Here is a 23,252-nt window from a genome sequence, read left to right as displayed (position 1 = left end):
GTAAATACCATAAATTTGTCTTAGTTTACTATAAATAACAAAACGCACCATGAATAGGGTATTGTCAAATTTTTATGCCGTTAATACGGCAGAAAATAAGTATAAAATTTCTTATAACATCTATGAGCCTACAGATCATCCTGTATTGGCCACGATCCTCATCATCCATGGTATGCAAGAGCACAGTGGTCGATATCAGGAACTGGCCAGTTATTTGACAGCACAGCAATTTGCAGTTTTAACCTACGACCAATTGGGTCACGGATTAACGGCTTCACAACCCGCTCTTTTGGGCTATTTCCAAAAAGAAAAGGCCAAAGAACAGCTTGTGGATGACGCAATTGCGATGAGTAGTTTCTTACGGGAAGCCTATCCAAAAACACCGCAATTTATTTTAGGACATTCCATGGGATCCTTTGTTACACGTTGCGTATTACAAAAAATTGGGGGCCAATTTAAGGGGGCGATAATTGTGGGTACCGGACAGCGTCAAAAGGGCTCCACCGCTTTTCATCTTTTACTCGCTTTTCTAAATACTGTTGCACCCAAAAAAAGAAGTAAATTGATTAATCGTATTTTTGACAAACGCAACAACGCCCGTTTTAAGAACGAACCGAACCAATGTAACAGCAATTGGCTAAGCGTTAATAAGACAAATCGTATTTCTTTTTTGGAAGATCCACTCTGCGGAGGTCTATTTACCAATAATGGGTTTCATACGGTACTGGATCTTTCACTACAGGCGACAGATCCTATTCCTACACAGCTTATCCCAAAAACGCTTCCGATAGCTTTTATCAGTGGACAGGATGATCCAATTGGCGATTTTGGCGCTGGAGTTGAAAAAAGTGCAGAGCAGCTCCGCAACCAAGGGCAAGCTGATATTACGGTCAAATTATATCCGGGAATGCGACATGAAATTTTAAATGAAGAATGCAAAAAAGAAGTATTCGAGTTTATCAGCAGCTGGCTCCATAGCCATTTAACTTAGCTACCGCTCACAAATATTTACCACAACGCTCATCGCACCCCAAAACAGCATACAGCACTTCGAGATGTTTTTTCTTTTGCTGTATCTTATGGTGCTATATCGTGTAAGGAATAGGCAGCGGAAGTCCTACCCGACAAAGATCGGCCATCCGCTGCTACTAGCTATTGAAAATGCTATTTAAAATTAAATGTTGGTGCCGGTTGCACTGCAACACTACTGGTTGCCCCTTCAATTTTGGGCCAGTCCTTATCCCAGACGATCTGATCCAAAAATAGCATCCGACGATTTCCACCCGTCGCAACACGAGGCTGCTTTGGGTCCATACCATGATAGAGTATCCAATCTTTTCCCTTATCGTCTGTAATAATGCGCGAAGTATGACCTGTCCCCACAAATTGATCATTTCCCCTTAACAGCAACGTTCCGCTCCCTCGCTGTACCAGATTGCGTCCCTCCCGATCCATATAAGGCCCTTTCAAATTTCTAGACCGTCCTACAAGAACATGGTAACTGCTTTTTTCCCCTTCACAACAAGATCCTTTGGATCCGATAAAGTAATAATACCCTTTCCGCTTATGAATTACAACAGCCTCAAAATCACCGGCAGCAACTTTAAATTTTTTATTTAGATCAGGTACAGCTGTTCCATTTTGATCTAATTCCACACCATAAGTGCCCTGCGTTTCAGCATCGCTAAAACTACCCCAAAACAAATAGTTCTGTCCATTCTCCATAAAAAAGTAAGGGTCAATTGAATTGGGTACATTGATCTGCTTGCTATCGAAAAGTTTACCTTGATCTATAAATGGTCCTTCCGGTGCATCAGCAAGAGCAATTCCTATCCCTGGATTAGGATCTCCCCATGTCGAATAGGCATAATACATCAGGTATTTCCCATTGAGCTCTACTACGTCGGGAGCCCAGATTCCACCTTCGGCTTTCCAGCTCGGTTTTGAGCTGAAGGCTGTACCAGTCCAGGTCCATTGAACTAGATCGGAAGATTGTAGAATGGATACCAGACGCTGGCCTTTGCCATCTCCCCAATTGTCGGCTGTCCCGTAGGCATAAAACATGTTGCTTTTGGGGTCTCTAACAACTGTAGGATCAGCAAGTATAGGCTCAAAAACCGGATTGGTATAGGTCTTTTGCTGCACCTTATTAGCTCTTGCAATTGTCTCTGGTCCAAGTTGCGTTACTGAACCTGAAAAGCTTCCGCAGGAGCTTAACACGTTCAGTACAACAACTCCACCGATCCAATATCTTAACAACATTGTATTCAACATCTTATTATTTTATTATATTATTTCTCTACATCATAGGAAAACGCTATTTCGCCTTTGCCAATTTCTCTTCCAGCATTTTGATAAAATAGCCTCCTACAACGGATCTTGCCTTAAATCCAGCTCTTTTAGGTCGATCCGTATACGTCCAGTCGGACATCGGAACCCGATCTGTTGTCTCATTCATAAAACGGTATACTGGCTTTACAAAGGTTTCAAATGTAGGTTTATCATTTGCCATGGTCGCCGTCCAAATAATCCAATCCGTCTTGGTGTAAGGCTGACGGTTATCCAGTGGTAATCCATATTGGTTTTGTTTGCTGAGATAGTAGCTTAGTTCGGTTTCGCGAATAGCAGGATCAAAAATATTCATCTTGAGCAATTTATCCCATACCATATTATACTTTTGGCTCCAGGTTCCTGCCTTGTCAAAAGTCAACTTATAATGATCCCCATCTTTGGCCATGCCTTCCCATTTCATAGCCATCGCTTTCGCTTCCGTCAAGTATTTTTTAGCAGTAGCCTCTTCACCGAGCATTTGGGCCAGATAACCATAAGAAGCAATCCCCAAGATAGCTTTGATGGATAAATTAGCATTGTGTGCAAAATGGCCAGCGAAATCGTCTGTACATAATTGATTTTCGGGATCCAGACCTTTATCAACTAAATAATCTGCCCATGTCGACAACACTTTCCAATGTTTCTTTGCATAAGTGGCATTTCCTTCCACTTTAGCTAATGCATAGGTTAGTATCAACATATTTCCGGATTCTTCCACAGGCATATCTCCACCATAGGTTTGACCATTTGCCAGCGGATAAGTTCCAACGTCGTGCGCAGCAAAAGGTTTTGTCCACTTATTGCTTTCGCTGTAATAAAAAATAGCGTTCATTAGCGCTTTTGCCAATTCCGGATTATAGTACAGGAAAATCGGAGCCGAAGGATAGGTTACATCAACAGTTCCTATTGACCCATTGCTATCATTTTCTTTGGATAATAAAAGTAAATCGCCATTGGATGCCTTCACAAGTTTATGGGCAGCGATTGCTTGCCGATAGGCCAAGGCACACAATGCGGCATAGTCCTCTCCCCCATTACGAAGAGCTGTACTCCATAATTCGGCATCAAATTTATCAGCAGCCTTTTTGAGAGCAGCATACTCTTTATCGGCCAATTCAAATTGTTTCTCAATTGTATTATTTCCATTTGTATTCCAATACGGCCGTAAATTTTGTTCGAAATATTGGATAGAATACAAGTCATCATACCCCAATAAGATCTTATCCTGATAGCTTGATGAGACATCAAAAGTTTGTATTAAAGCCAGCTGCTTACCTTCTTTTGAAGGTAATGTATGTTCGTTTTTTAGAAATTTAACACGCAATTCCTGACTGTTGCCAACAATAGATTTCGTTTTTGCAGCGTTACCAGCCATATAAAAATATCCCCAATCTATTCGTAAATCATCTCCTTTTTTTTCGAGAATCTGCTGACTTTTACTTCCAGTCTTCACAAACTGCAGGTTTCCACTGCGGAATGAGCTGCTTACAGCGTCTTGTGCCGGAGAATTCAAAGCCCAGTTTGGAGCAGCTTCCAAATAAAGCTGTACGTGATGTTTTTTGCCATCCTTTACCTGGATCTGATAAGAAAGGTAATTTACGGGTCGCGACATTAGGTCCAAATTATCCATGAGCAACGGTGCCATAAAAGTAATATTTAGATTGACTGGACCGCAATCAAACGAATAATGTGTTTGTGTGGCCTGAACATTGGCGGCAAGCTGCTTTGCTTCCGTTTCGAATTGAATACTACCTTCTTTTTCTGCAAACAGTCCAAAATCAAAATAACCATTCGCTACCCTATTATGGCAATAACCAGCAAGTATATTTTTCCCCTTTTTCAGTGTCTTCACGATATGTTCGGGCAGTTTGACCCGATTATTTTTGCCTGTCGAATTCCCCGTATTAACAACTTCAAATCCGTTGACATACAAAATGGCATCATCATCGTGCGTAAATTCGATAAAAACAGGCTTTCCGGTGAGATCTTCATCAAGTTCAATTACTCTCCTGATCCAGATCTTAGGTTCCTGCCAATCCGTATTCACCTGAGGTTCTTTATCTTTGGTACCGAAAGGAGCGACGCCAGTTTTCCATTGCTCTGCATCGTACGAAGGTTTCATCCAATCTGAAGCGGGTTCGCTAATGACATAACTTCCGGTCCAGGCCGCATGTTCGCCCATCCGTGCCAAAGACAGAGGTTCAGCTTCTTCTTTTCCTAGGAAGCGATAGGATTTCCCATCCACTTTAAGGACGCCCAGTAAAGGAAATGACTTTCCAGTCCAATGGTGGACAACATCTGCATTCAATTCGTTGCTATAGGACCAAGCACTTGTATTGGGATCTATTGTTATTAAGGGATAGGCAGGCGCCCGAAGGTCATTCTTAGGAGGCTGTTTTTGTGCAAACGACGATACCGACTGACATACAATAGCCGCTGCAATTAGTAATTTTAATTTCATTGATTTGTATCAAATAGATTTAGGTTGACCGGTATATTTTCACCGTTAAATTTAGGCCGCAACTCGATTTGCGGCCATATCGCTATCAATTACTTGGTAGGTGCATTGTAGAGCGCACGATGAGCAGCGTTCAACTCTGCCTCAGGCATTTTGACAACTTTACGGTCATAAGTCATCAAGCCATTTGTTTCTACTTCCACATCTGTTGTCTGGGTATACACAGCGGCAGACAATCCCATAGGAATTAGACGTATCAAGTCATGGATCAGGCGTTTGTAACGCTCCAATAATTCCGTTTTATTCTTAAAACTTTGGTATCCCCAATTATCTTTTTGTTGCCATGAGTGTCCATCTATCGGCAAACCCAAACCTCCAAATTCACCCAATGCAAGCACTTGTTTGGCCCCAAACAAATTTGGATCAGGCATGGCTGCGTCTGGGTAATTATGGATATCCAAGATATGTCCAGTTTCCATAAAGTTACCGCCACTAGCGCTATTAACCAGTCTTGAAGGGTCATTAGCCATAGTCCACTCGGTAATTTCCTTGGTTTTGAATTGTCCCCAGGCCTCATTAAACGGCACCCAAATAACAATGCTTGGATAGTTATGCAATACCTCCATAATGGCTTTCCATTCTTTTTTGTAGTAACCTTCAGATTCCTGCGAACGCTGTTTATCCCGATTTCCACCAGAAATTTTCCCTGGCTGCATATCCCAATGATTTCCGCCAAGATCACCACTAGGCATATCTTGCCAAACGAGCATACCTATACTGTCGCAGTAACGGTACCAGCGCGCCGGCTCTACTTTGATATGCTTGCGGATCATATTGAATCCCATTTCCTTTGTTTTGATCACATCAAATTTCAAAGCCTCATCCGTTGGTGCTGTATGTAGTCCATCCGGCCACCAACCTTGATCCAATGGGCCATACTGGAAGGTAAAATGATTATTCAGCATCAACCGCTGAATACCATTTTCGTCTTTTTGCATGGCTATTTTCCGCATGGCAAAATAGCTTTTCGCTTGGTCAACAATCTTGCCCTTACGAATTAACTGGATTTCTAAGTCATAAAGTTTAGGGTTACTCGGCGACCATGGTTGCAAATTAGGTACTGCAAGATCAAAAGATGTATTGGGCTGCCCGACCTGTTCTTTCACAACTTTCCCCCCATCTAATGCACGGACCCTTATTTCATCACCCGCTTGGCTTTCTTCGACAGTAGCCTGAAATGCTAAGATCCCTTCATCCAATCGTGGTGTTTGTTTGGTATTAACAATATAAGATTGTGGAACACTTTCCAACCACACGGTTTGCCATATTCCTGTGACAGGCGTATACCATATCCCATTCGGCTTGTTCACCTGTTTACCGCGTGGTTGAGGTCCATCATCCGTAGGATCCCATACCCGGATGGCAATTTCCTGCTTTGCACCTTTTTTTAGAAAACTGGTCACGTCCATGGAAAAAGGGTCAAAACCACCCTCATGTCTTCCAACCAATTGGCTATTTACATACACATCACATTGCCAATCCACTGCCCCAAAATGCAACAGAACCTTGTTTTTATTGACAGACTTATCCAGTGTTATGGTATTATTATACCATAGTGCCTTATCTTTTCCTACTTCTTTACCAACACCCGACAACGCCGACTCAATAGCAAAAGGAACAAGGATATTCCCCTCCCATTGACGCGGAATCTCTTTATTACCTACTGGAGTAATTGCATATTTCCATAAGCCATTTAAATTTTGCCAATTGTTGGTTCTGGTTAATTGTGGTCTAGGATATTCAGGATGTGGCTTTTGTGCTGTTACTTTCTCGCCCCAAGGGGTTAATATATGTGACCCCGCGGGTTTCCAATCCTGAGCAAAGTTCAATTGTGCTGCCATCATCAAACTGGCAAAAAATAAGGTTTTCTTCATCATAAAAATCGTTAAGTCATTTATTTTATATCGTATTTACATTATTTCACGGTTGGAAAAGCAGCAATGCGTAAACGTGCTGCTCCCATGGGAATCAGTTCGACTTCCTGTACCTCGCCCATACTTTCCACTGGACTAAGTGGCAATACGCCTGTCAGACCATTTTCATCAATTTTCCACCCGTCAATACGTTTCGCTTTGACAAGGATAGAAATAGGTACTGCCTCTGCATCGAAGGGAAACGCATCCTTAGGCCACGCCCTTTTCACAACTTTCAATTGGTCTAATGTTTGCAACTGATTTTGTACAAGTCCGTAATTCCAGTCACTTGCAGGAAGGATTTCATAGGATGGCCATTTTGATGGATCTGCAGTCTCCTGCCATTTCGAATCGCCAATTGCCGAGGCTTTACTATCTTTTTTTACGTAGTTCTCTTTTATTTTGAGGGCATAGGTCAATGGTCCCCGTTGGATACTCACTGAATTTTTATTGGTTTTCCATGTTTTCAGATCAATGGTCATCGGTAAGGAGAGTTCGACTTTGTCACCGTCTTTCCATTTCCGTTCAATCCGAATATATTTTGCTCCAGCTTCAACCTGCTGGCTTTTACCATTGACAGTAACTTTCGCTTGTTTGGCCCAGGCAGGTATACGGAGATAAAAGGGAAAATTAACCGTTTTACCCTGTGTGCCTATTTTAAATCGCAGCGATTCTTCAAACGGATAATTGGATTCTTGTCTGATCTGAATGGCTTGATTGTTTCCGACCTTGATTTCAGCTTTTGATGCGGCATAAAGTACCGCGGCTACACCATTGTCATTGGTTGCCATATACAGATGTTCGGCATAATACGGCCAACCCTGACTATGGTTGTGTTGACAGCAGCGGGAACTGAAGGGATTCATCATTAAAAATGGCCCGTTATTATCAATTCCAGGGGCATGATTATGGCTGTCGCTGATAGTCATATTCGGGCTCGTGATATACCGCAACGCTTTAAAATCGGCTGTTACAGCTGCGGGGTAGGTATTAAATGCAACTTCTTCGGCATGATCTGCCCAAAAAGGGTCTCCGGTTATTCCGAGAAGGATCTCGTTAGAGGCCATCTGTTCCACCATACCACAGGTTTCTACCCCTTGACGGGGGTCGGTATATCCTGGCCGGGCATTTTCATCAGCACCGAACATACCCCCTGGAACCTGACCAAATACCTGCCGGACATAATGAAAGTTAGCGTAGGTCGCTTTCAGATCGTCACTCGACTTGCTTTTCAAATAATAGGTTGCTGGCTCTCTGAAACATTGGGCAACATTGACGTTATGCCAATTGGGCAAATCGTCTTTCTGCCGCCAATTGGCGGTATTCCGATGGATTTTATCCGCCAAATCCATCAACCATTCATTACCTTGTGTTCTGTTATAGAGCCAATAAACGGATAGCAAATTGTCACCACCACGACTGTTCTCCCAATAATCCTTGAGAAAAAAACTATCCGGCAAATTGGCCTGCCATTTAAAATAATTGGTCATCAACGTTAAAACACGCTGGTCAGCGCTATATTCAAAATAAGATTGCAGGCACCATAACATTAACATATTACCCCAAAGATCCGGTTTGTTATTACGCAGTATCAATGGGCCAAAGTATCCATCAGGACGCTGGCTTTTAAGGGCCGCTTCTAACCAGATCTTTGACTCCGCTATGATTTTAGGATCCTTCAAGATGTAGCCCAAATTAGCGTAGCCTTTTAACCAATAAGGAACTTCTTCCCAACCATAGTCTCCTTTCCCATCTGTACTTAGCCAAGCATTATTTTTCTTGGATAGCCAAGCGCTAATTTCTCCCAAATGGCCTGTAAGACCATCTTTCTGCAGCTGCAGATATTTCCCAAGCCAACCTTCGGGTACGATGCTTCCTACAGGTAATTTTAGCAGGGCATTCTGTTTTAAAGGCAATCGGTTATTAATATAGTTTAAATTTTTCCCCTGCACCGGCAAATGATCAACAGCAATTACGACATTGCTTTGCGCTGAACTTAGAAAACAAATTCCAATCAAATAAGATAATAAACCGATTTTTTTCGTCATTGTTGGCTTGATTAGTTTATAACAGATTATCCAAAAATAAGGTTTAATGAATGAGTTGGATGATTGATTTTTCTCAAAAAACTGCCTATTTGTATCAAATCAATAAAACGCAACTGCAAAATGCATTTAAGCCTATTAAATGAAGAAAGCGCACCACTTCACAGCGGTGCACTTTCAAACCAATCACTATTAAATATGTATTATTTTACCGAAAAACGATACAGGGATTTCGTCTGATAAACTTCTCCAGGGTTAAGGACTGTTGTTGGAAAAGCAGGTTGATTCGGAGCATCCGGGAAATGCTGCGGTTCTAGACAAAAAGCGGTGCGAAATGAATCTTTTTTTCCATTCTTCAATTGTACCTGCTCGTTCATAAAATTGCCACTGTAAAACTGTATACCCGGTTCAGCCGTCAATATATCCATGACGACACCTGATTTATCACCGACCACATGCGCCGCTTTATACCAGTCTCCTTCCTTTTCTCTACTCAATACAAAATTATGATCATATCCCTTTCCAAAGCTAAGTTGCTGGTCATTTGCGTTGATATCTTCTCCAATCGACTTTAAATTCGTGAAATCAAAAGGCGTTCCTTTCACCGAAGTCAACTGTCCAGAAGGTATCAAGGTGCTGTCAACAGGTGTATATTGGTTGGCAAACAACTGAAGTTGATGATCCAGAATTGTACCGCTTCCCTCACCATTTAAATTAAAGTAAGCATGATTTGTTAAGTTGATCACCGTCTTTTTATCGGAGGTAGCCCGGTAACCAATCATCAATTCGTTATCGTCGTTAAGCGTATACGTCACTTCCATTTGAATATTGCCCGGAAAGCCCTCATTTCCGTCCGGTAAGGTATAGGCAAAAGTAAGCGATGATGGATCGGAAGATTTTAATGACCATTGGGCAAAATGCACCCCTTTGAAACCGCCATGTAAGGTATTGGGGCCATTATTTACCGCCAACGTATAGGTTTCGTCACCCAGTTTAAATTTCCCTCCGGCGATACGATTGCCAAAAGGTCCAACGATGGTACCGAAAAATGGCTCTTTTGGATTATTATAATCAGAAGCTTTAGAAAATCCTAAAACTACATCGCATAACTCCCCTTTATTATCTGGAACCCACAAACCGACTAATCGTGCGCCAAAGTTGGTGAAGTAAGCCTGCACGCCATTTTTATTGCTCAATTTATAGAGGTAAGCCTGTTTTTGATCAATGGTTGCGCGGAACTGCACAGTATCCATCAGGGCCGCTAAAGAATCTGCTTTAGGAGTTTTGGAACCAGTCGATTGCTGACAAGACACACAAAAAGCGAGCATTGCAGAAAGACCAAGCAAGGTCATTTTTCCTTTCATTCGTCGTATTTTAAAATGGTTTATAATCTTTGTTTAGATAGAACTTGTGTCCTTTTCTAGATTTTTTATAATTTTAGCGATTACTATACATAGGCTAAAGTCTTAAATTTTTGAGAAATTTTAAGATTAAATTGTTTCATTTTAGCACTATTTTGTATCAATAACCAAATGATCATGATCAACCTGAAGTCTCTACGCTTTCTATTCTTTCTGTTTCTTCCACGGTTGCTCTATGCACAGCCCTATTATTTTAATCATTATCAAATTAATGAAGGCTTGTCAAACAATGCAGTTATCTGTAGTATGCAGGACAGTCATGGCTTTCTTTGGTTTGGTACAAAGGATGGGTTAAATCGCTTCGACGGCAATAATTTCAAACATTTTGACGCCCCGAGCCTTGGGAAAAACACCCTAGGTGGCAACAACATCATTTCGCTGACAGAAGACTTTCGAAAAAGAATATGGATTGGTACAGATCAGGGAATCTACTGCTACGATCCCGTGGATGAACAATTTAGACTTTTGAGCAAACAATTTGAAAATGCAGATGTCCCTGTTATCATTACCGATCAACGCAAAAAGATTTGGTTTATATCCAATGGAATGCTCTATTACCATGATTTGATGAGTCATGAAATTCGACAATTGACTAAATCAGACCTGTACATCACCTCCATCAGCTGCACGAAAAACGGAACGGTGTTTTTTGGCACTCCTGAAGGGAAGATTTTCCAAATAGATGCTGCGGGCACCCCTGTGCTGATGCTCGACTTTCAAGCAAAATATGGTGCTAAAGATTGGTTTAGTATTGAGAAAATAAAAGAAAATCGCGAAGGAGATCTATTGATCGGCACTTCCAAAACCGGGGTCTATAGCTACCGATTCAAAGACAAATCGCTTAAACCCATACTGGGCCCCCAACAATTGAAGCAATTTCTCTATGTAAGAGATATTTTACAGCCAAACGATCATGAATATTGGTTTGCAACAGAATCTGGTCTCTTTATATATCAAATAGCTAGTCAACAATTCATCAATATTCAAAAAGAGCAAGAAAACCCTTGGGGCATATCCGACAATGCTATTTATAACGTCTTACAGGATAAAGACGAAGGTATCTGGTTGGGGACGTATTTTGGTGGAATCAACTATTATCATAAAAACAACAGTATAATCGAAAAATTCCTGCCACAGGACCGCCCAGGGAGCTTAAAAGGGTCTGCCGTACGCATTATAAAAAAGGATATCGACCATAATATTTGGATAGGCACCGAAAACGGTGGATTATCAAAACTCGACCCCATATCGGGTAGAATTCAAAACTTCTCGGACAAACAAGGCAATCTGGCAAATAACAACATCCATGGAATTCTCCCTATTGGCGACAAATTGCTGATAGGCACTTTCGTCAATGGTCTCGACATTTTTTCGCCCAAGCTTCAAAAAGTTATCTATCACATCGACCGCAACAGTAAAGTGGCATCATCCGATCTCCAAAGTAATTTTCTATTTTATCTCTACAAAACCCGGAAAGGGGATATTCTCGTAGCTTCAACGCGTGGATTATACCGCTTTGATTTTGATAAAAAATCGTTCCACCTCATCAATAATGTTCCAGAATATATGTTTTACACAAGCATTTTGGAAGATAAAAAGGGGAATATCTGGGTAGGCACGTGGCGAGATGGACTGTTTTGTTATCACCCGACGACGCGTTACTTCAAACATTACACACATCGCCAGAACGACTCTAGCTCCTTGGCAAATAATAGGGTCAATAGCTTATTTGAGGATTCTCAACAGCAGATTTGGATAGCCACAGAAGGTGGAATGGCAAAGAAAAAAATAAATCAAGAGGGCTTTCAAAACATTGGTCTAGCGGAAGGAATGCCCAGTAATGTGACGCTAGCCTTCTTAGAAGATAAACAAGATAATCTTTGGGTGAGTACGTCTAAGGGCTTGGTACGCTACCACCTTCCCAATGGTAGAAAACGGATTTTCAACTTGGAGTCAGGCCTTCCGACTATTCAGTTCAATTACAATTCATCTTTTGATGATGAGAATGGAAACTTCTATTTCGGCACCATCAATGGACTTATTCGCTTCAACCCGGAAAAGCTAAACCAAATTAACTATAAGAATCAAATACCGATTTATATCACTAATTTTTACATCAACAACAGAGCGATCAATCAATATACCGATCCCAATATTCTATCCAAATCAATATTATTCACTAAGAATATAAAACTAAAACACGACGAATCATCTTTCAGCCTTGATTTTGCGGCTTTGCATTATCAAGCCCCCCACTCTATTCATTATAGTTATAAGATGGAAGGCCTTGACGACAAGTGGATAGACATTACAAGCAATCAACGTGCATATTTTACCAAGCTCTCTCCCGGAAAATATATTTTTACAGTAAAAGCAGAAGATCCCAATGGCAATACAATCCCTACTTTTGCTAGTCTTAAAATCACGATCCTTCCACCGATCTGGGCAAGTGTACCGGCCTTTATTTGCTATGCATTAATAGCCGCTGGACTGATTATATTTATAATTTATCATTTTAATGAAAAGATCAAACAACGCAATCGCCAACATCTCTTAACCGTACAGAACCTACGCGAACAAGAACTCTATCGTTCAAAAATCAATTTCTATACCGATGTTGCGCATGAAATACGCACGCCATTGACCTTGATCAAAGCCCCCCTAGAAAAACTTATGGATAAGGTAGATCACAATCCCGTCACCGACAAACTATTATTGACCATGCAAAACAACACGGAGAAACTAATTGCCCTTAGCAATCAATTGCTGGATTTTAGGAAAGTCGAAACGGAAGGGTTTAAATTGCACTTTGAATCAGAAAACATCAGCCTGATGGTTCAGGAAATCATCGGTAACTTTACAGTGACTTTACAGTCGCAAGGAAAACAGATTGTATCGAAAATTATACCCGATATTATCGGTCAAATCGATGCGGACGCATTTGACAAGATATGCTATAACCTATTGAATAATGCCCTTAAATATTCCTTATCCTTTATTGAGGTAAATTTGAATATGGATATACAGAAAAATATTTTTATATTGACCGTGAAAAACGACGGCGCTTTAATTCCTTCAGAAGAAAGGGAAAGAATTTTTGAACCATTCAATCGCTTAAAACAAAATAAGAATGTTCCTGGAAGTGGTCTGGGCTTGGCATTGACAAGATCCCTAACGTTGAAACACCAAGGTACCTTGTTATATACTACAAATGACCTTCAATTGAACGTATTCACTTTGACGTTACCTTTGAATCACAATACAAATCCATAATTATGAATGCCAAATCCAATTTATTACTAGTAGATGACCATACCGAACTGCTCGAATTCATCGCAGATGATCTCAATGAAGATTATCAGATAACGACAAGTTCTAATGGAAAGCAAGCGTTGGATTTACTCGCTTCTGAATATTTCGATCTGATTGTAAGCGATGTAATGATGCCGGAAATGGATGGTTTTGAGCTTTGTCAAAGAATCAAGGAAAATATCGCTTATGCACACATTCCAGTGATACTTTTGACTGCAAAAAATAGTATTGAATCAAAAATTCAAGGACTGGAATTTGGTGCTGATGCTTACATTGAAAAACCTTTTTCGCCTGCTTTTTTGAGGGCGCAAATAGCTAGCTTGTTAAAGAACCGGATAAAGGTTAAAGAGTTTTTTATCAAAAATCCAATGTCCCAAATACAGCAGATTGGCCAAAACCAAAGTGAACAGGAGTTCTTGCTGAAAATTGAAGAAATTATTATGCAGCACCTCGATGATCCACAGTTCAATGTGGACCGCATGGCCGACATTCTCTGTATGAGTAGACCTACACTGTACCGCAAAATCAATGTTGTATCGAGCCTCTCGCCCAATGAATTGATTAATTTGACCAGGCTCCGAAAAGCAGCAGAACTGCTTATTCAAAAACAGTATAAAGTGTACGAAATTTCAAATTTATTAGGTTACAGTTCCGCAACACATTTTTCGCGTAATTTTCAAAAACAGTTTGGACAAAGTCCAACTGAATTTCAGGAATCACAATCGAGGGGAACTATTACTTGAACCATAATCTCCATTCTAGACACATTAAACTTAGGTTAACAGGCAGCCTTTCAATACATATGTCCGAAATTAAATTCAAATTGCTCTTCAATTGGAATAAATAAAAGAACCAGATTTGCTAGGAATCTGGTTCTTTTTTTAGAATCGGATCTGCCGATTGAAGCATATTTTAGCTCAGGTTTTCCTGATACAGATTGGTATCTTTATCTTAACATCGAGGTTACCATTCAATATCTACCTGAACACCATCAGGACTATTTTCAAATCCCAGTAAATAGGTTTTTGTTCTCGTATCCCAATTTGCTTCTGAAAAGACATTGTGTTTACCTACCAAAATACGCTTTGGCTTATTAGGCAATAATATACGCGAAATGTTGGTCGTATTAATCGGGCTTTTTGCAGTAAATGAATACCGATGATTAGCCGTTATTTCGTTGTAGATACGACTTGCGGAGGCCAACACCTGTGGTTGTTGTTTGTTCTTTATGTGATCGATATTCACAAACAAACACTGCTCATTCGGCTGTATACTTTTAGACGTGATAATGGGCAAAGTCGGATCGTAAAGATCGATTAGATTTCCCTTAACCTGATAAGGAAGATTGCTCACACTCTCATCCAATACAGCTACCATATCGTAATTGCCTCGCGTCAGTGTAAAATAATTTTTAAATTGCAGCTTTTCCCCTTTACCATTACTTTCATAAAGATTCTTGGTCACATCCAGCAGTTTCTGACTGTTATCAGGTTTAATCACAAATTCCTTAGGATCGGATCGTAATACGTACAAAGTGCCTTTCCCATACCTGTATTTTCCCTCTTTTGCCATTTCGTCCTTCAGTCCCATCTGCTCAAATAGATGATCGGATGGCCTTTGATACTTTCTACCATTCCTATTCCACCATTCCTGTACCGATTGAAAAGGATCAAGATCCGTTCCACAATACATTAAGACGCCACCATTTTTTACCCAATCTGCAAGGTACTGATGTGCTTTAGGGGCTAACGGTTTCATATTGGAATAAGACATGAGCAGGACTTTCGTGTCCGCGAGAGCATTCTTGACCGCTAAATTCTCCAAATGAACTGTTTTTATAGGTACCCCGCGTTTTAGGAAAGGAAGGGCGAGTCCATAAAAGTTGGCTAATTGTGGATCATCATATCCTGCATGTGTCGGAAAACGCTGGAACATCAATGAATTTGCCAAGAGCACACTGATCCCTGTCGATCCAGAGACTTTGCCGGTTGATTTGGGCATACTGTTCAGGCTATTAATCATAACCTGCATCTGGGTCGAATAATGTCTTGGTATTTTTTCTTTTTGATCACTATTAGCGCTTGTTTTATACAGTCCCTCATAAATACGTTCGGGCCAGGGCATCACCTCATAATTGGCGATATTTGGATATAAAAGCTGTGCTGTGAATGTCGCCTGATAGTTTTTCTTATAATCGGCCCAGTCCCGGGGCCAATCTTCGATCGGATCTGTCAAAAAAAACATCTTCCGTCCGGTAGGAGCCGTCATAGATTCCATTGCACCATATTCCAAAAATGCCGTTTCGAAAACGCGTTCTTTCGCTAATCCATTAAAATAATTCGGTTCACGTGAAGTTCCTGTCCATACCTGCGCGATATAACCATCCACACAGGGAAGAGAAGCCAAACTCGCTTCGGGACTGACGATCATCCACTGCGAATAGTTGATCAAAGAGTGCGTCGGCACATAACATTTTACTTCCATCCCCTTGGTTTTACCGTAAGATTTAGCATAAGTAAAGACTTCATTCAGCGCATGGAGATATAAAGCATACTTTAACTTATTGGATAAGTAGGTGTTCTCTGGCGACTCATGCTGTGGTCGCCATTCAAAACCATAGTATTTTTTCCATTCTTTTTTAAACGATTCACTGTATCCGGCACGTGCCCAGAATTCCGGTTCCTCCATAAATATGGCGTCGATGCCAGCATCAATGACCCTTTTGACATGCATCTGCTTGATATATTTTAAATAATTTTCAGTAGGAACGATATAGGGTACCATATGACCATGCCAGATGGTATCGCCTTTGACATCGACCTGTCCCTCATCCAAGTGCATCTTCCCATCCCATTTCCCTGTAAAGTAATCTTGGTACTCGCCCCAGGCAATCCCAGTCATAAAATGAACAATATACCCCTTATCGCGCCAGGACTTGACACGTTCTTCAAAAGGGGGCTTTCGGGATTTGTCGGATGGATTCCCTCCTGTTCCATAGACCATCACCGCGTCCGCCCGATTATCGATTGTAGGGCGCCACTCGCTGGAGGTTTGAAATGTCGTCTTTACCGGATCTCTCTCTTGGGCGACCGTCGTCAACGCCGCCAACATTATTAACGAGAGTATATTCGTTTTTATCATAATTTATTGTCTATTTCTTTACGTACGGTTTACGCCTATATTCCCCCTACTATTCAACAGGTTTAACCCATTAGATCGAGCAAATGAGGAGTGAGCCAGTCCTATTGAAAATTCAAATTTTATCATGGTATTTTTAACAGACTGGCTCAACATGGCTACAGATTCCCTTAGGGAATATCGACCCTTTTGGCTTCGTTGTAATTCCATCTGCGCGTTCCCGTTCCACGGGGAGTGTCGTAATTAATTCGCGAGGCTGCCCGAATGAAAACAGTCCGCCCTTTTGGGATTTCTCCCACAGATTCGAGATCAATAACCTGCCCTAATTTTGCGTTAAAACTGTTGCCCCCATACTCGATTTTGCTAGACCAACGTTCGTCCCGCGCTCTATACCCTACCGTGGAGGAATAGCTGACAAAGAATTGTATATCTGTCACATTTAAAAAATCCCCATTATAATTTCCCAAAGGTTCAATTTTATCCCGAAAAAACTGTTCGGTTATGGCGCGGGTAACTTTTACCTTGGCTTTTACCTTTCCGTTTTCCACAACCGGATTTCCGACCCATTCGACTTTGAGAAAAGGATGCACCTCCATCTTGATTTCATGAGAGCCATTCAGCTCCATGTTTTTGCTGTCATCTGATAGCACCTTCCCATCGCCATCGGTACGCACCAATGGAATAAAAGGTCCATCAACAGTGATATTGTAATTACCTTTAAACAATTTCGTGTTCTGAAACGTTCCGTCAGGCATACAATAGAAATCAGGGTTGTGTTCCACATTATCGCCCCAACTGAGTTCTTTTAACCGAACGCGAATCCCCTCACTTCCCTGATCGGTCAATATGGGTTCGCCGGTCGATGCGTCGACCACAACACCTTTTAATGCCACCGAAGGCGCTTCATAATTATCTGCCTCAAAAAGGCTGCACGAACTTAGCATACATAGGATGCCTATCGCGCCGAAAACACTATTTTTCATCTCTTTTACGTTTAGTGATGGTTTGAATATTCCGAATTGATTTGCTTGCTATTTTCCGGAACGCTGCTCCACCAGTCATTCACTTTGTTATTAGAATTTCAGACCTTCCAAGTGACCTGTGCTTAGCGCCTCTACGCTCTCAGCACAGCATACTTATTTATCGGTTAGGTTGCTGGTCAATCACGGGACTTTTAGCTACCTCTCCTCCGGGGATTTCAAAATAATAGTCTATAGGTGTATACCGGAATGTTTTGGTACTTACCCATTGAAATCGTGCATCAAAGAAGTATTTACCCGTTGAGGTGGAAAAAAATGGATATAACCCCCTGAACCTAAAATTTTCATTGTTGCTATATAAATTTTTATCCTTCTGTGTTCCCCAAAAACCATCCCGGCCTTCAAAATGCAGCACTCGCCATCGACGCAAATCCCATTTTGCTTTATGTTCAAACGCAAGTTCCTTGCGACGCTCTCTCCGGACAATATCTCTTCCGGCATTATCTCCAGAGATCGCACCTGTTAGCAAATCTGCTCCCGCGCGCGAGCGAATCTCATTGACAGCACTGGTTGCCATCTGTAAAGGGTCGCTTCCATCAGTAGGATTCGCACCCAGCATTTTGAGTTCGACAGCTGCTTCAGCTGCATTTAATAAGACCTCAGCGTAACGCATTAAAATAAAGGGCTGATCAGATTTCCCTTCCCCTACTTCTTTTGCTGGATTTGTATTCAGCCATTTACGCACATAAAAACCAGTTAATGTCGCTTCACCATTATCAAAGAATGGTCCTTCGTTTCCGGCAGCATTCATTTTTTGTCCATTATAATCAACAGTTTGCTGACCACCACCATCTCTTGGACTCAGGTAAAGCGTCTTTGGTGAACCTGTGTAAGCACCCAGCTGTTGGTAACGTGTATCCGCGCTTGCATAAGAATAATCCGTGAACAGCGGCTTTATGGGTGCTGAACCGGTGTAAATGCCCGCCCGTATTTCCATTTTTCGATCCTTAAAAATATCATCGGGAAAGATAACATAAGCACGCAAGCGAGGTTCAGCATTTTTAAAGAAGTCCATCGGTTTGTCGTACAGTCTATACTCCCCGTCCTTGCTGCTTTGTCCGGTAGTCACTTTAACTGTGCCGTCGGCGTATTTGTCAAATCCATCAAACAGTTCCATAAAATCTACCGTTGGACAAGTACCCGCAGACAGTGGCGATCGAAAAGTGAAGGGCGAACTAAATGCATCAAAACTATGTGTCAATGTCGGATAAACATATTGTTTAACGTATATATTTTCCGGACTACTGAGGTCACTAAACATGTCCACCATATTTTGATACTGAGCTTCTTTATCGTTCGCTGCCCATTTCTTTTTATACAGCGAATACCCCCCAGCTGCTATTACCTGTCGAGCTGCGGCGTAAGCTTCTCCAAAGTACTTTTGTGATGCAGCTCTTGCTGTGGTGGCATCGAAACCGATCACCCGTACACCAGTTTTTCTTCCGAGACCAGTCAAGCGACCAGAAACAGTTTCATTATATTTGGCCACACTTCCAGCATAGAGCATGGCTTCGGACTTAAAAGACAGGGCTACGAACTTGTTGGAATAACCTGTTTTGGGACTCTTCGCCATGAGTAATTTAATGGCCTCATCGTAGTCTTTGAGGATTTGATTCCAGGTATCTTCCTCACTGGAACGAGGTATTTCCAGATTATCCAATGTATTCGGATATTGCAGTTCTTTCGTCACCAAAGGAATTCCCCCGAAGCGTCGTGCCATGGCGTAGAATACGGTTGCCCGAACATAGTATCCCTCACCTAAGTAATGATTATAAAGTTCTTCAGAAAATTTATCCTTGTAATTCGGTAGAGTTTCAATGAGATGATTGGCATCCCGAAGTAATTCGAACGCTCTTTCCCAATACGCTGTCCGCTCGCCAGTAAACGAAGTACTAATTCCATCCCTGGTCACAGCTTCGCCCGTTCCTTCAATTCCAATGGCAGCCAGCCAACCATTAAATTCTATCCCCCATTGTGCCATATACTTAAAATCTTCAAAAGGCATTAGGCTGTACATCCGAGCCATATAGATATCCATACCGGCTGGGGGATTCAATAGATCTTGATCTGTGACAATATTTTTTGGCGTGATATCCAGATCGGCACAACCTATAAATCCGATGGAGCCAGCTAATGATAATATAACGAGTAATTTTTTCATCTGTATAAATTTGCTTTTCAATTGTGATGAAGCTATCCGATTTATCCATTCCCCAATAAGATTAAATAAATCATGATGGCTCCATCGTAATGTATTTTTTGCTTGCTAAAAAGTAAGCGATAAGCCTAATGAATAGGTTTTATTCAATGGATACATCCGACCTAAATTATCGTCTGGGTGTTCGGGATCCACATATCGCACGCCTGTGATCGTAAATAAATTGTAAGCATTTGCATAAACACGTAATCGCATCGATGAGGAGGATGGTTTTAAATTCGAAAAGGTGTAGCCCAATTCAATGCTTTTAAGACGTAAATAAGCTGTACTCACCCGATTAAATTCAGAATTGGATTTTGGGTATCGTCCTGTGAAACCATAATAGCCCTGCACCCATTCTGTTGCGGGATCATAAGGATCGGCCAATGGATTAACAGGGTGCCAGCGGTCAAGATATTGCTCAAGCGTTCCGCCTCCGTTTGTGCCCCATATTGCATAAAGAGGTTCTTTATATTCCATTGACCCCAAAGCTGAGCCTTGAAATAAAAGGTTAATATCGAAATTTTTATACGCAGTTTCGATATTCAAACTATAATTGACCCAAGGCGTTTGGTCAAAGGCAAATGGGTGTTCATCCTGATCGTTAATTTCGCCATCCCCGTTCCAATCCAGGTATTTATAATCTCCAGGCAATACATCACGTTCCTTGTAAATTGGATAGCTCCAGATATCGGCCCAATTTTCAAACCGTCCTGCCGATTCATAGCCAAATTGTATTCCTTGATACCGGTCATTGAAGTTGTCATTACGCCAACGGTCGTACGAGTTTTTGTACGGACCATTTTGAACTGCTGTGAGATATTTATTTCTGGTCACCGTGGCAATCGCGCGAATATTATAGGAGAAATCGTTGATTTTATTACGATGTTTCAATTCCAATTCCATTCCCATATGACGATCACTATTGGCATTTTCCATCGGGGCTATGGCCCCGATTACCGTAGGAAATTCACTTGTACGCCTTTGAAATAGCCCTGATCGCGTTCGTTCAAAATAATCTAAGGTAAAACCAAATAAACCGTTCCAGCCTTCAAAATCTAAACCGACATTGAAGGTTTTCGCTTTATACCAAGTAATTAATTCATTGGCGATAGCCTTTCGGCTTACGCCCGTAATGTATTTATCACCGAACATATAGCCTGGCGCGTATTGATTGTTATATCCATTTTCAGCATTTCCGCTTGTAGCAGGATAAACATACCCAGGCACCCAACCAAAATCCCATGAATCTGACAAGTCGTCACCCAGCACACCGTAGCTACCGCGTAATTTGAGTTGATTGACAAAAGAGAGTGCGTCAATCGATTTGAAAAATGGTTCTTCAGAGATACGCCATCCTATAGAAGCGGAAGGGAAAAAACCCCATTGATGCCCTTTTGCAAAACGGGAAGATCCATCATAGCGAAACTGGAATTCGGCAATATAACGTCCAGCAAAATCATAGTTAACACGTCCAAATAGCGCAGACTTCGCTTCATTATAGTAGTCACCGATTCCGCCATACATGGAAGTCATTTGTCCGTCTTCTACACCAGCGAGCAATTGATCTGAACCAAAAGCAAGATTTTTCAATCCATAGAAGTTATCACCATCGTTTTTTTGTGATTCCCAGCCCGCAAGCACAGCTAGCTTATGTTGCTCCGCAAAAGTTCGATCATAATTCAAAATAAATTGTCCCAATACCTGTTGCTTATCATAAAACTCCCGCTTCATTTGATTTGGACTGCTCAAGTTATAGAGTTTCTGATCATATTTACCTGTTGTTTTATTCAATGCATACTGATAATATTCCTTTCTGAACAGGGAATTGTTATCCGCACGGTAATCGTAACTAATTAACGCTTTTGCTGAAAATCCTTGAAGCAAAGGGGATAAATTACTCAAATCATAATTTAACGCAGCGGAAGATTGAAAAGTCTTCTTTTTGAATTTGCGATAGCCGGAAATAGCGGCATCCATCATCGCGACGGTATTTTGTTCTAAATCTAGTCCCTCATAATTTAACAAGATATTGTCAGGATCTGCGTATGCAGGAAACAATACACCCTGACGCCAATAATTCCGAATGATATCAACAGCACTGTTGTAAGGATTATTTTGCTGATCGGCCATCCCGCTGATATTTAAGTCAAGTTTCAATCCCTTGGCCAATTCTGCCGAAATATTGGACCGTAAGTTGTATTTATTATAATTAAGATCACCTGATTTAAAAAAGCCTTGCTGGTAGGAATAACCACCCCCAATATAATATTGAACTTTATTACTCCCACCTGAAAAGCTAATATCGTGTTGAGTCTGCGGCGCATATTTTGAAAAGATCAGACCGGTCCAATCGGACGAACGTCGTGTCCCATTTCTAAAATCTTCAAAATCTTTATCGGTATATATGGGACTGCCACCATTGATATTGTTCATGGATTTCTCATTGTAGACCGTCATGGCACTGATTGCATCAGCCAATACAGGCAGTCCCGAAGGCCTTTGAAAAGTATAAGATCCATTATAATTGACGTTCGTCTTCCCTTCCTTTCCCTTTTTTGTCGTTACCAGTACCACACCGTTTGCCGACCTCACTCCATAAATGGCAGCCGATGCATCCTTTAGTACCGAAACGTCTTCAATATCACTCGGGTTGAGACGTTGAAAGTCTTCACTTGTACGGGGTACCCCGTCAATTACGACTAAGGGAGCTCCCATGCCACGTATATCAAAATTTGCACTATAAGCTCCTGGCTCTGCACTCTTCTGCCAAACGCGTACACCAGCCACCCGACCAGTTAGCATATTCTGCGGATTTTCGTTTTTCGTCTGCCTCATTTCTGTCCCCTTGACAGATGCAATGGCACCGGTTAGTGATTGTTTACGCTGCGTACCATAACCGACTACAACAACTGTTTCCAACTGCATATCATTGCTTTGCAATACAACATTAATCGTGGATTTCCCATCAGTAACCTCTTCCTTAGCGCTGAAGCCAAGAGACTTAAATAATAGTTTTTTCCCTTCAGGAACACTAATGGAATAGCTTCCGTCCGCGTTGGTCGTTGTCTCTATACGACTATCTGCGTTCTGAACCGATATCGTCACTCCAGCAATCGGCTTATTGTTACTATCCAATACTTTTCCCCTGACATTCCGTTGTTGGGCCCATCCGATGGACGGAATACCCAGCGCCATCAGCACAAGCAGTGTGCTGAGTCGCCGCTTCGATTTCCCTATATCCTTTTTCATCTTAATAAATTGGTTTTAACTAGTGATTGTGCTATTTGAAGTATTTCATGAGCTTGTAGGCTCGGTTTTATTGGTATTTGTTTCT

At 41.4% G+C, this 23,252-nt stretch carries 12 protein-coding genes; 3 read left to right on the top strand and 9 right to left on the bottom strand.

The window, feature by feature from the left end; translation table 11 throughout:
• The first annotated feature begins 49 nt into the window (after positions 1 to 49).
• Positions 50 to 991 (top strand): alpha/beta fold hydrolase, encoded by a 942-nt coding sequence (locus B3E00_RS07205; RefSeq protein ID WP_293937887.1) that lies wholly within the window; start codon positions 50 to 52, stop codon positions 989 to 991.
• A 173-nt stretch (positions 992 to 1,164) separates the two neighbouring features.
• Here B3E00_RS07205 and B3E00_RS07200 read toward each other — a convergent pair whose 3' ends face one another.
• The 5 genes from B3E00_RS07200 to B3E00_RS07180 all read right to left on the bottom strand — a co-directional run bounded on the left by B3E00_RS07200 (position 1,165) and on the right by B3E00_RS07180 (position 10,171).
• Positions 1,165 to 2,274, bottom strand: coding sequence for a family 43 glycosylhydrolase (locus tag B3E00_RS07200; RefSeq protein ID WP_293937885.1), 1,110 nt, complete (start codon positions 2,272 to 2,274; stop codon positions 1,165 to 1,167).
• Positions 2,275 to 2,317: 43 nt separating this feature from the next.
• Positions 2,318 to 4,792: a glutaminase family protein gene (locus B3E00_RS07195; protein WP_293937883.1), complete on the bottom strand. Its 2,475-nt coding sequence runs from the start codon at positions 4,790 to 4,792 to the stop codon at positions 2,318 to 2,320.
• A gap of 89 nt (positions 4,793 to 4,881) precedes the next feature.
• Complete coding sequence (locus B3E00_RS07190) at positions 4,882 to 6,726, bottom strand: glycoside hydrolase family 2 protein (protein ID WP_293937881.1); 1,845 nt, start codon at positions 6,724 to 6,726, stop codon at positions 4,882 to 4,884.
• A 38-nt stretch (positions 6,727 to 6,764) separates the two neighbouring features.
• Positions 6,765 to 8,810 (bottom strand): beta-L-arabinofuranosidase domain-containing protein, encoded by a 2,046-nt coding sequence (locus tag B3E00_RS07185; RefSeq protein WP_293937879.1) that lies wholly within the window; start codon positions 8,808 to 8,810, stop codon positions 6,765 to 6,767.
• A gap of 200 nt (positions 8,811 to 9,010) precedes the next feature.
• Complete coding sequence (locus tag B3E00_RS07180; RefSeq protein WP_293937877.1) at positions 9,011 to 10,171, bottom strand: aldose epimerase family protein; 1,161 nt, start codon at positions 10,169 to 10,171, stop codon at positions 9,011 to 9,013.
• A 174-nt stretch (positions 10,172 to 10,345) separates the two neighbouring features.
• Here B3E00_RS07180 and B3E00_RS07175 point away from each other — a divergent pair, with 174 nt between their 5' ends.
• Together B3E00_RS07175 and B3E00_RS07170 are read left to right on the top strand one after the other, a co-directional pair.
• Positions 10,346 to 13,501 carry a sensor histidine kinase gene (locus B3E00_RS07175; protein ID WP_293937875.1) on the top strand — a complete coding sequence of 1,052 codons (3,156 nt, stop codon included), beginning with the start codon at positions 10,346 to 10,348 and terminating at the stop codon, positions 13,499 to 13,501.
• Positions 13,502 to 13,503: 2 nt separating this feature from the next.
• Positions 13,504 to 14,283, top strand: a complete 780-nt coding sequence (locus tag B3E00_RS07170; RefSeq protein WP_293885031.1) for a response regulator transcription factor — start codon at positions 13,504 to 13,506, stop codon at positions 14,281 to 14,283.
• A gap of 220 nt (positions 14,284 to 14,503) precedes the next feature.
• Here B3E00_RS07170 and B3E00_RS07165 read toward each other — a convergent pair whose 3' ends face one another.
• From B3E00_RS07165 to B3E00_RS07150, 4 genes are all read right to left on the bottom strand, one after another.
• The gene (locus B3E00_RS07165) at positions 14,504 to 16,681 is read right to left on the bottom strand and encodes a hypothetical protein (RefSeq protein WP_293885030.1); all 2,178 of its coding nucleotides are present in this window, start codon (positions 16,679 to 16,681) and stop codon (positions 14,504 to 14,506) included.
• A gap of 167 nt (positions 16,682 to 16,848) precedes the next feature.
• On the bottom strand, positions 16,849 to 17,661 hold the full coding sequence (locus B3E00_RS07160) for a DUF3823 domain-containing protein (RefSeq protein WP_293885029.1): 813 nt from the start codon (positions 17,659 to 17,661) through the stop codon (positions 16,849 to 16,851).
• Between the two features lie 157 nt (positions 17,662 to 17,818).
• Positions 17,819 to 19,879, bottom strand: a complete 2,061-nt coding sequence (locus B3E00_RS07155; protein ID WP_293937873.1) for a RagB/SusD family nutrient uptake outer membrane protein — start codon at positions 19,877 to 19,879, stop codon at positions 17,819 to 17,821.
• 105 nt (positions 19,880 to 19,984) lie between these two features.
• On the bottom strand, positions 19,985 to 23,167 hold the full coding sequence (locus B3E00_RS07150) for a SusC/RagA family TonB-linked outer membrane protein (RefSeq protein ID WP_293937871.1): 3,183 nt from the start codon (positions 23,165 to 23,167) through the stop codon (positions 19,985 to 19,987).
• Positions 23,168 to 23,252 lie beyond the last annotated feature (85 nt).

The organism is Sphingobacterium sp. UBA5996 (assembly GCF_002429765.1).
In the GTDB taxonomy this organism is placed as follows: Bacteria; Bacteroidota; Bacteroidia; order Sphingobacteriales; family Sphingobacteriaceae; genus Sphingobacterium.
This window is presented reverse-complemented; position numbering and strand designations above follow the sequence as displayed.

Coding starts and splice junctions, on each gene's coding strand:
- B3E00_RS07205 (WP_293937887.1), top strand. CDS start 50: ATGAATAGGGTATTGTCAAATTTTTATGCCGTTAATACGGCAGAAAAT.
- B3E00_RS07200 (WP_293937885.1), bottom strand. CDS start 2,274: ATGTTGAATACAATGTTGTTAAGATATTGGATCGGTGGAGTTGTTGTA.
- B3E00_RS07195 (WP_293937883.1), bottom strand. CDS start 4,792: ATGAAATTAAAATTACTAATTGCAGCGGCTATTGTATGTCAGTCGGTA.
- B3E00_RS07190 (WP_293937881.1), bottom strand. CDS start 6,726: ATGATGAAGAAAACCTTATTTTTTGCCAGTTTGATGATGGCAGCACAA.
- B3E00_RS07185 (WP_293937879.1), bottom strand. CDS start 8,810: ATGACGAAAAAAATCGGTTTATTATCTTATTTGATTGGAATTTGTTTT.
- B3E00_RS07180 (WP_293937877.1), bottom strand. CDS start 10,171: ATGAAAGGAAAAATGACCTTGCTTGGTCTTTCTGCAATGCTCGCTTTT.
- B3E00_RS07175 (WP_293937875.1), top strand. CDS start 10,346: ATGATCAACCTGAAGTCTCTACGCTTTCTATTCTTTCTGTTTCTTCCA.
- B3E00_RS07170 (WP_293885031.1), top strand. CDS start 13,504: ATGAATGCCAAATCCAATTTATTACTAGTAGATGACCATACCGAACTG.
- B3E00_RS07165 (WP_293885030.1), bottom strand. CDS start 16,681: ATGATAAAAACGAATATACTCTCGTTAATAATGTTGGCGGCGTTGACG.
- B3E00_RS07160 (WP_293885029.1), bottom strand. CDS start 17,661: ATGAAAAATAGTGTTTTCGGCGCGATAGGCATCCTATGTATGCTAAGT.
- B3E00_RS07155 (WP_293937873.1), bottom strand. CDS start 19,879: ATGAAAAAATTACTCGTTATATTATCATTAGCTGGCTCCATCGGATTT.
- B3E00_RS07150 (WP_293937871.1), bottom strand. CDS start 23,167: ATGAAAAAGGATATAGGGAAATCGAAGCGGCGACTCAGCACACTGCTT.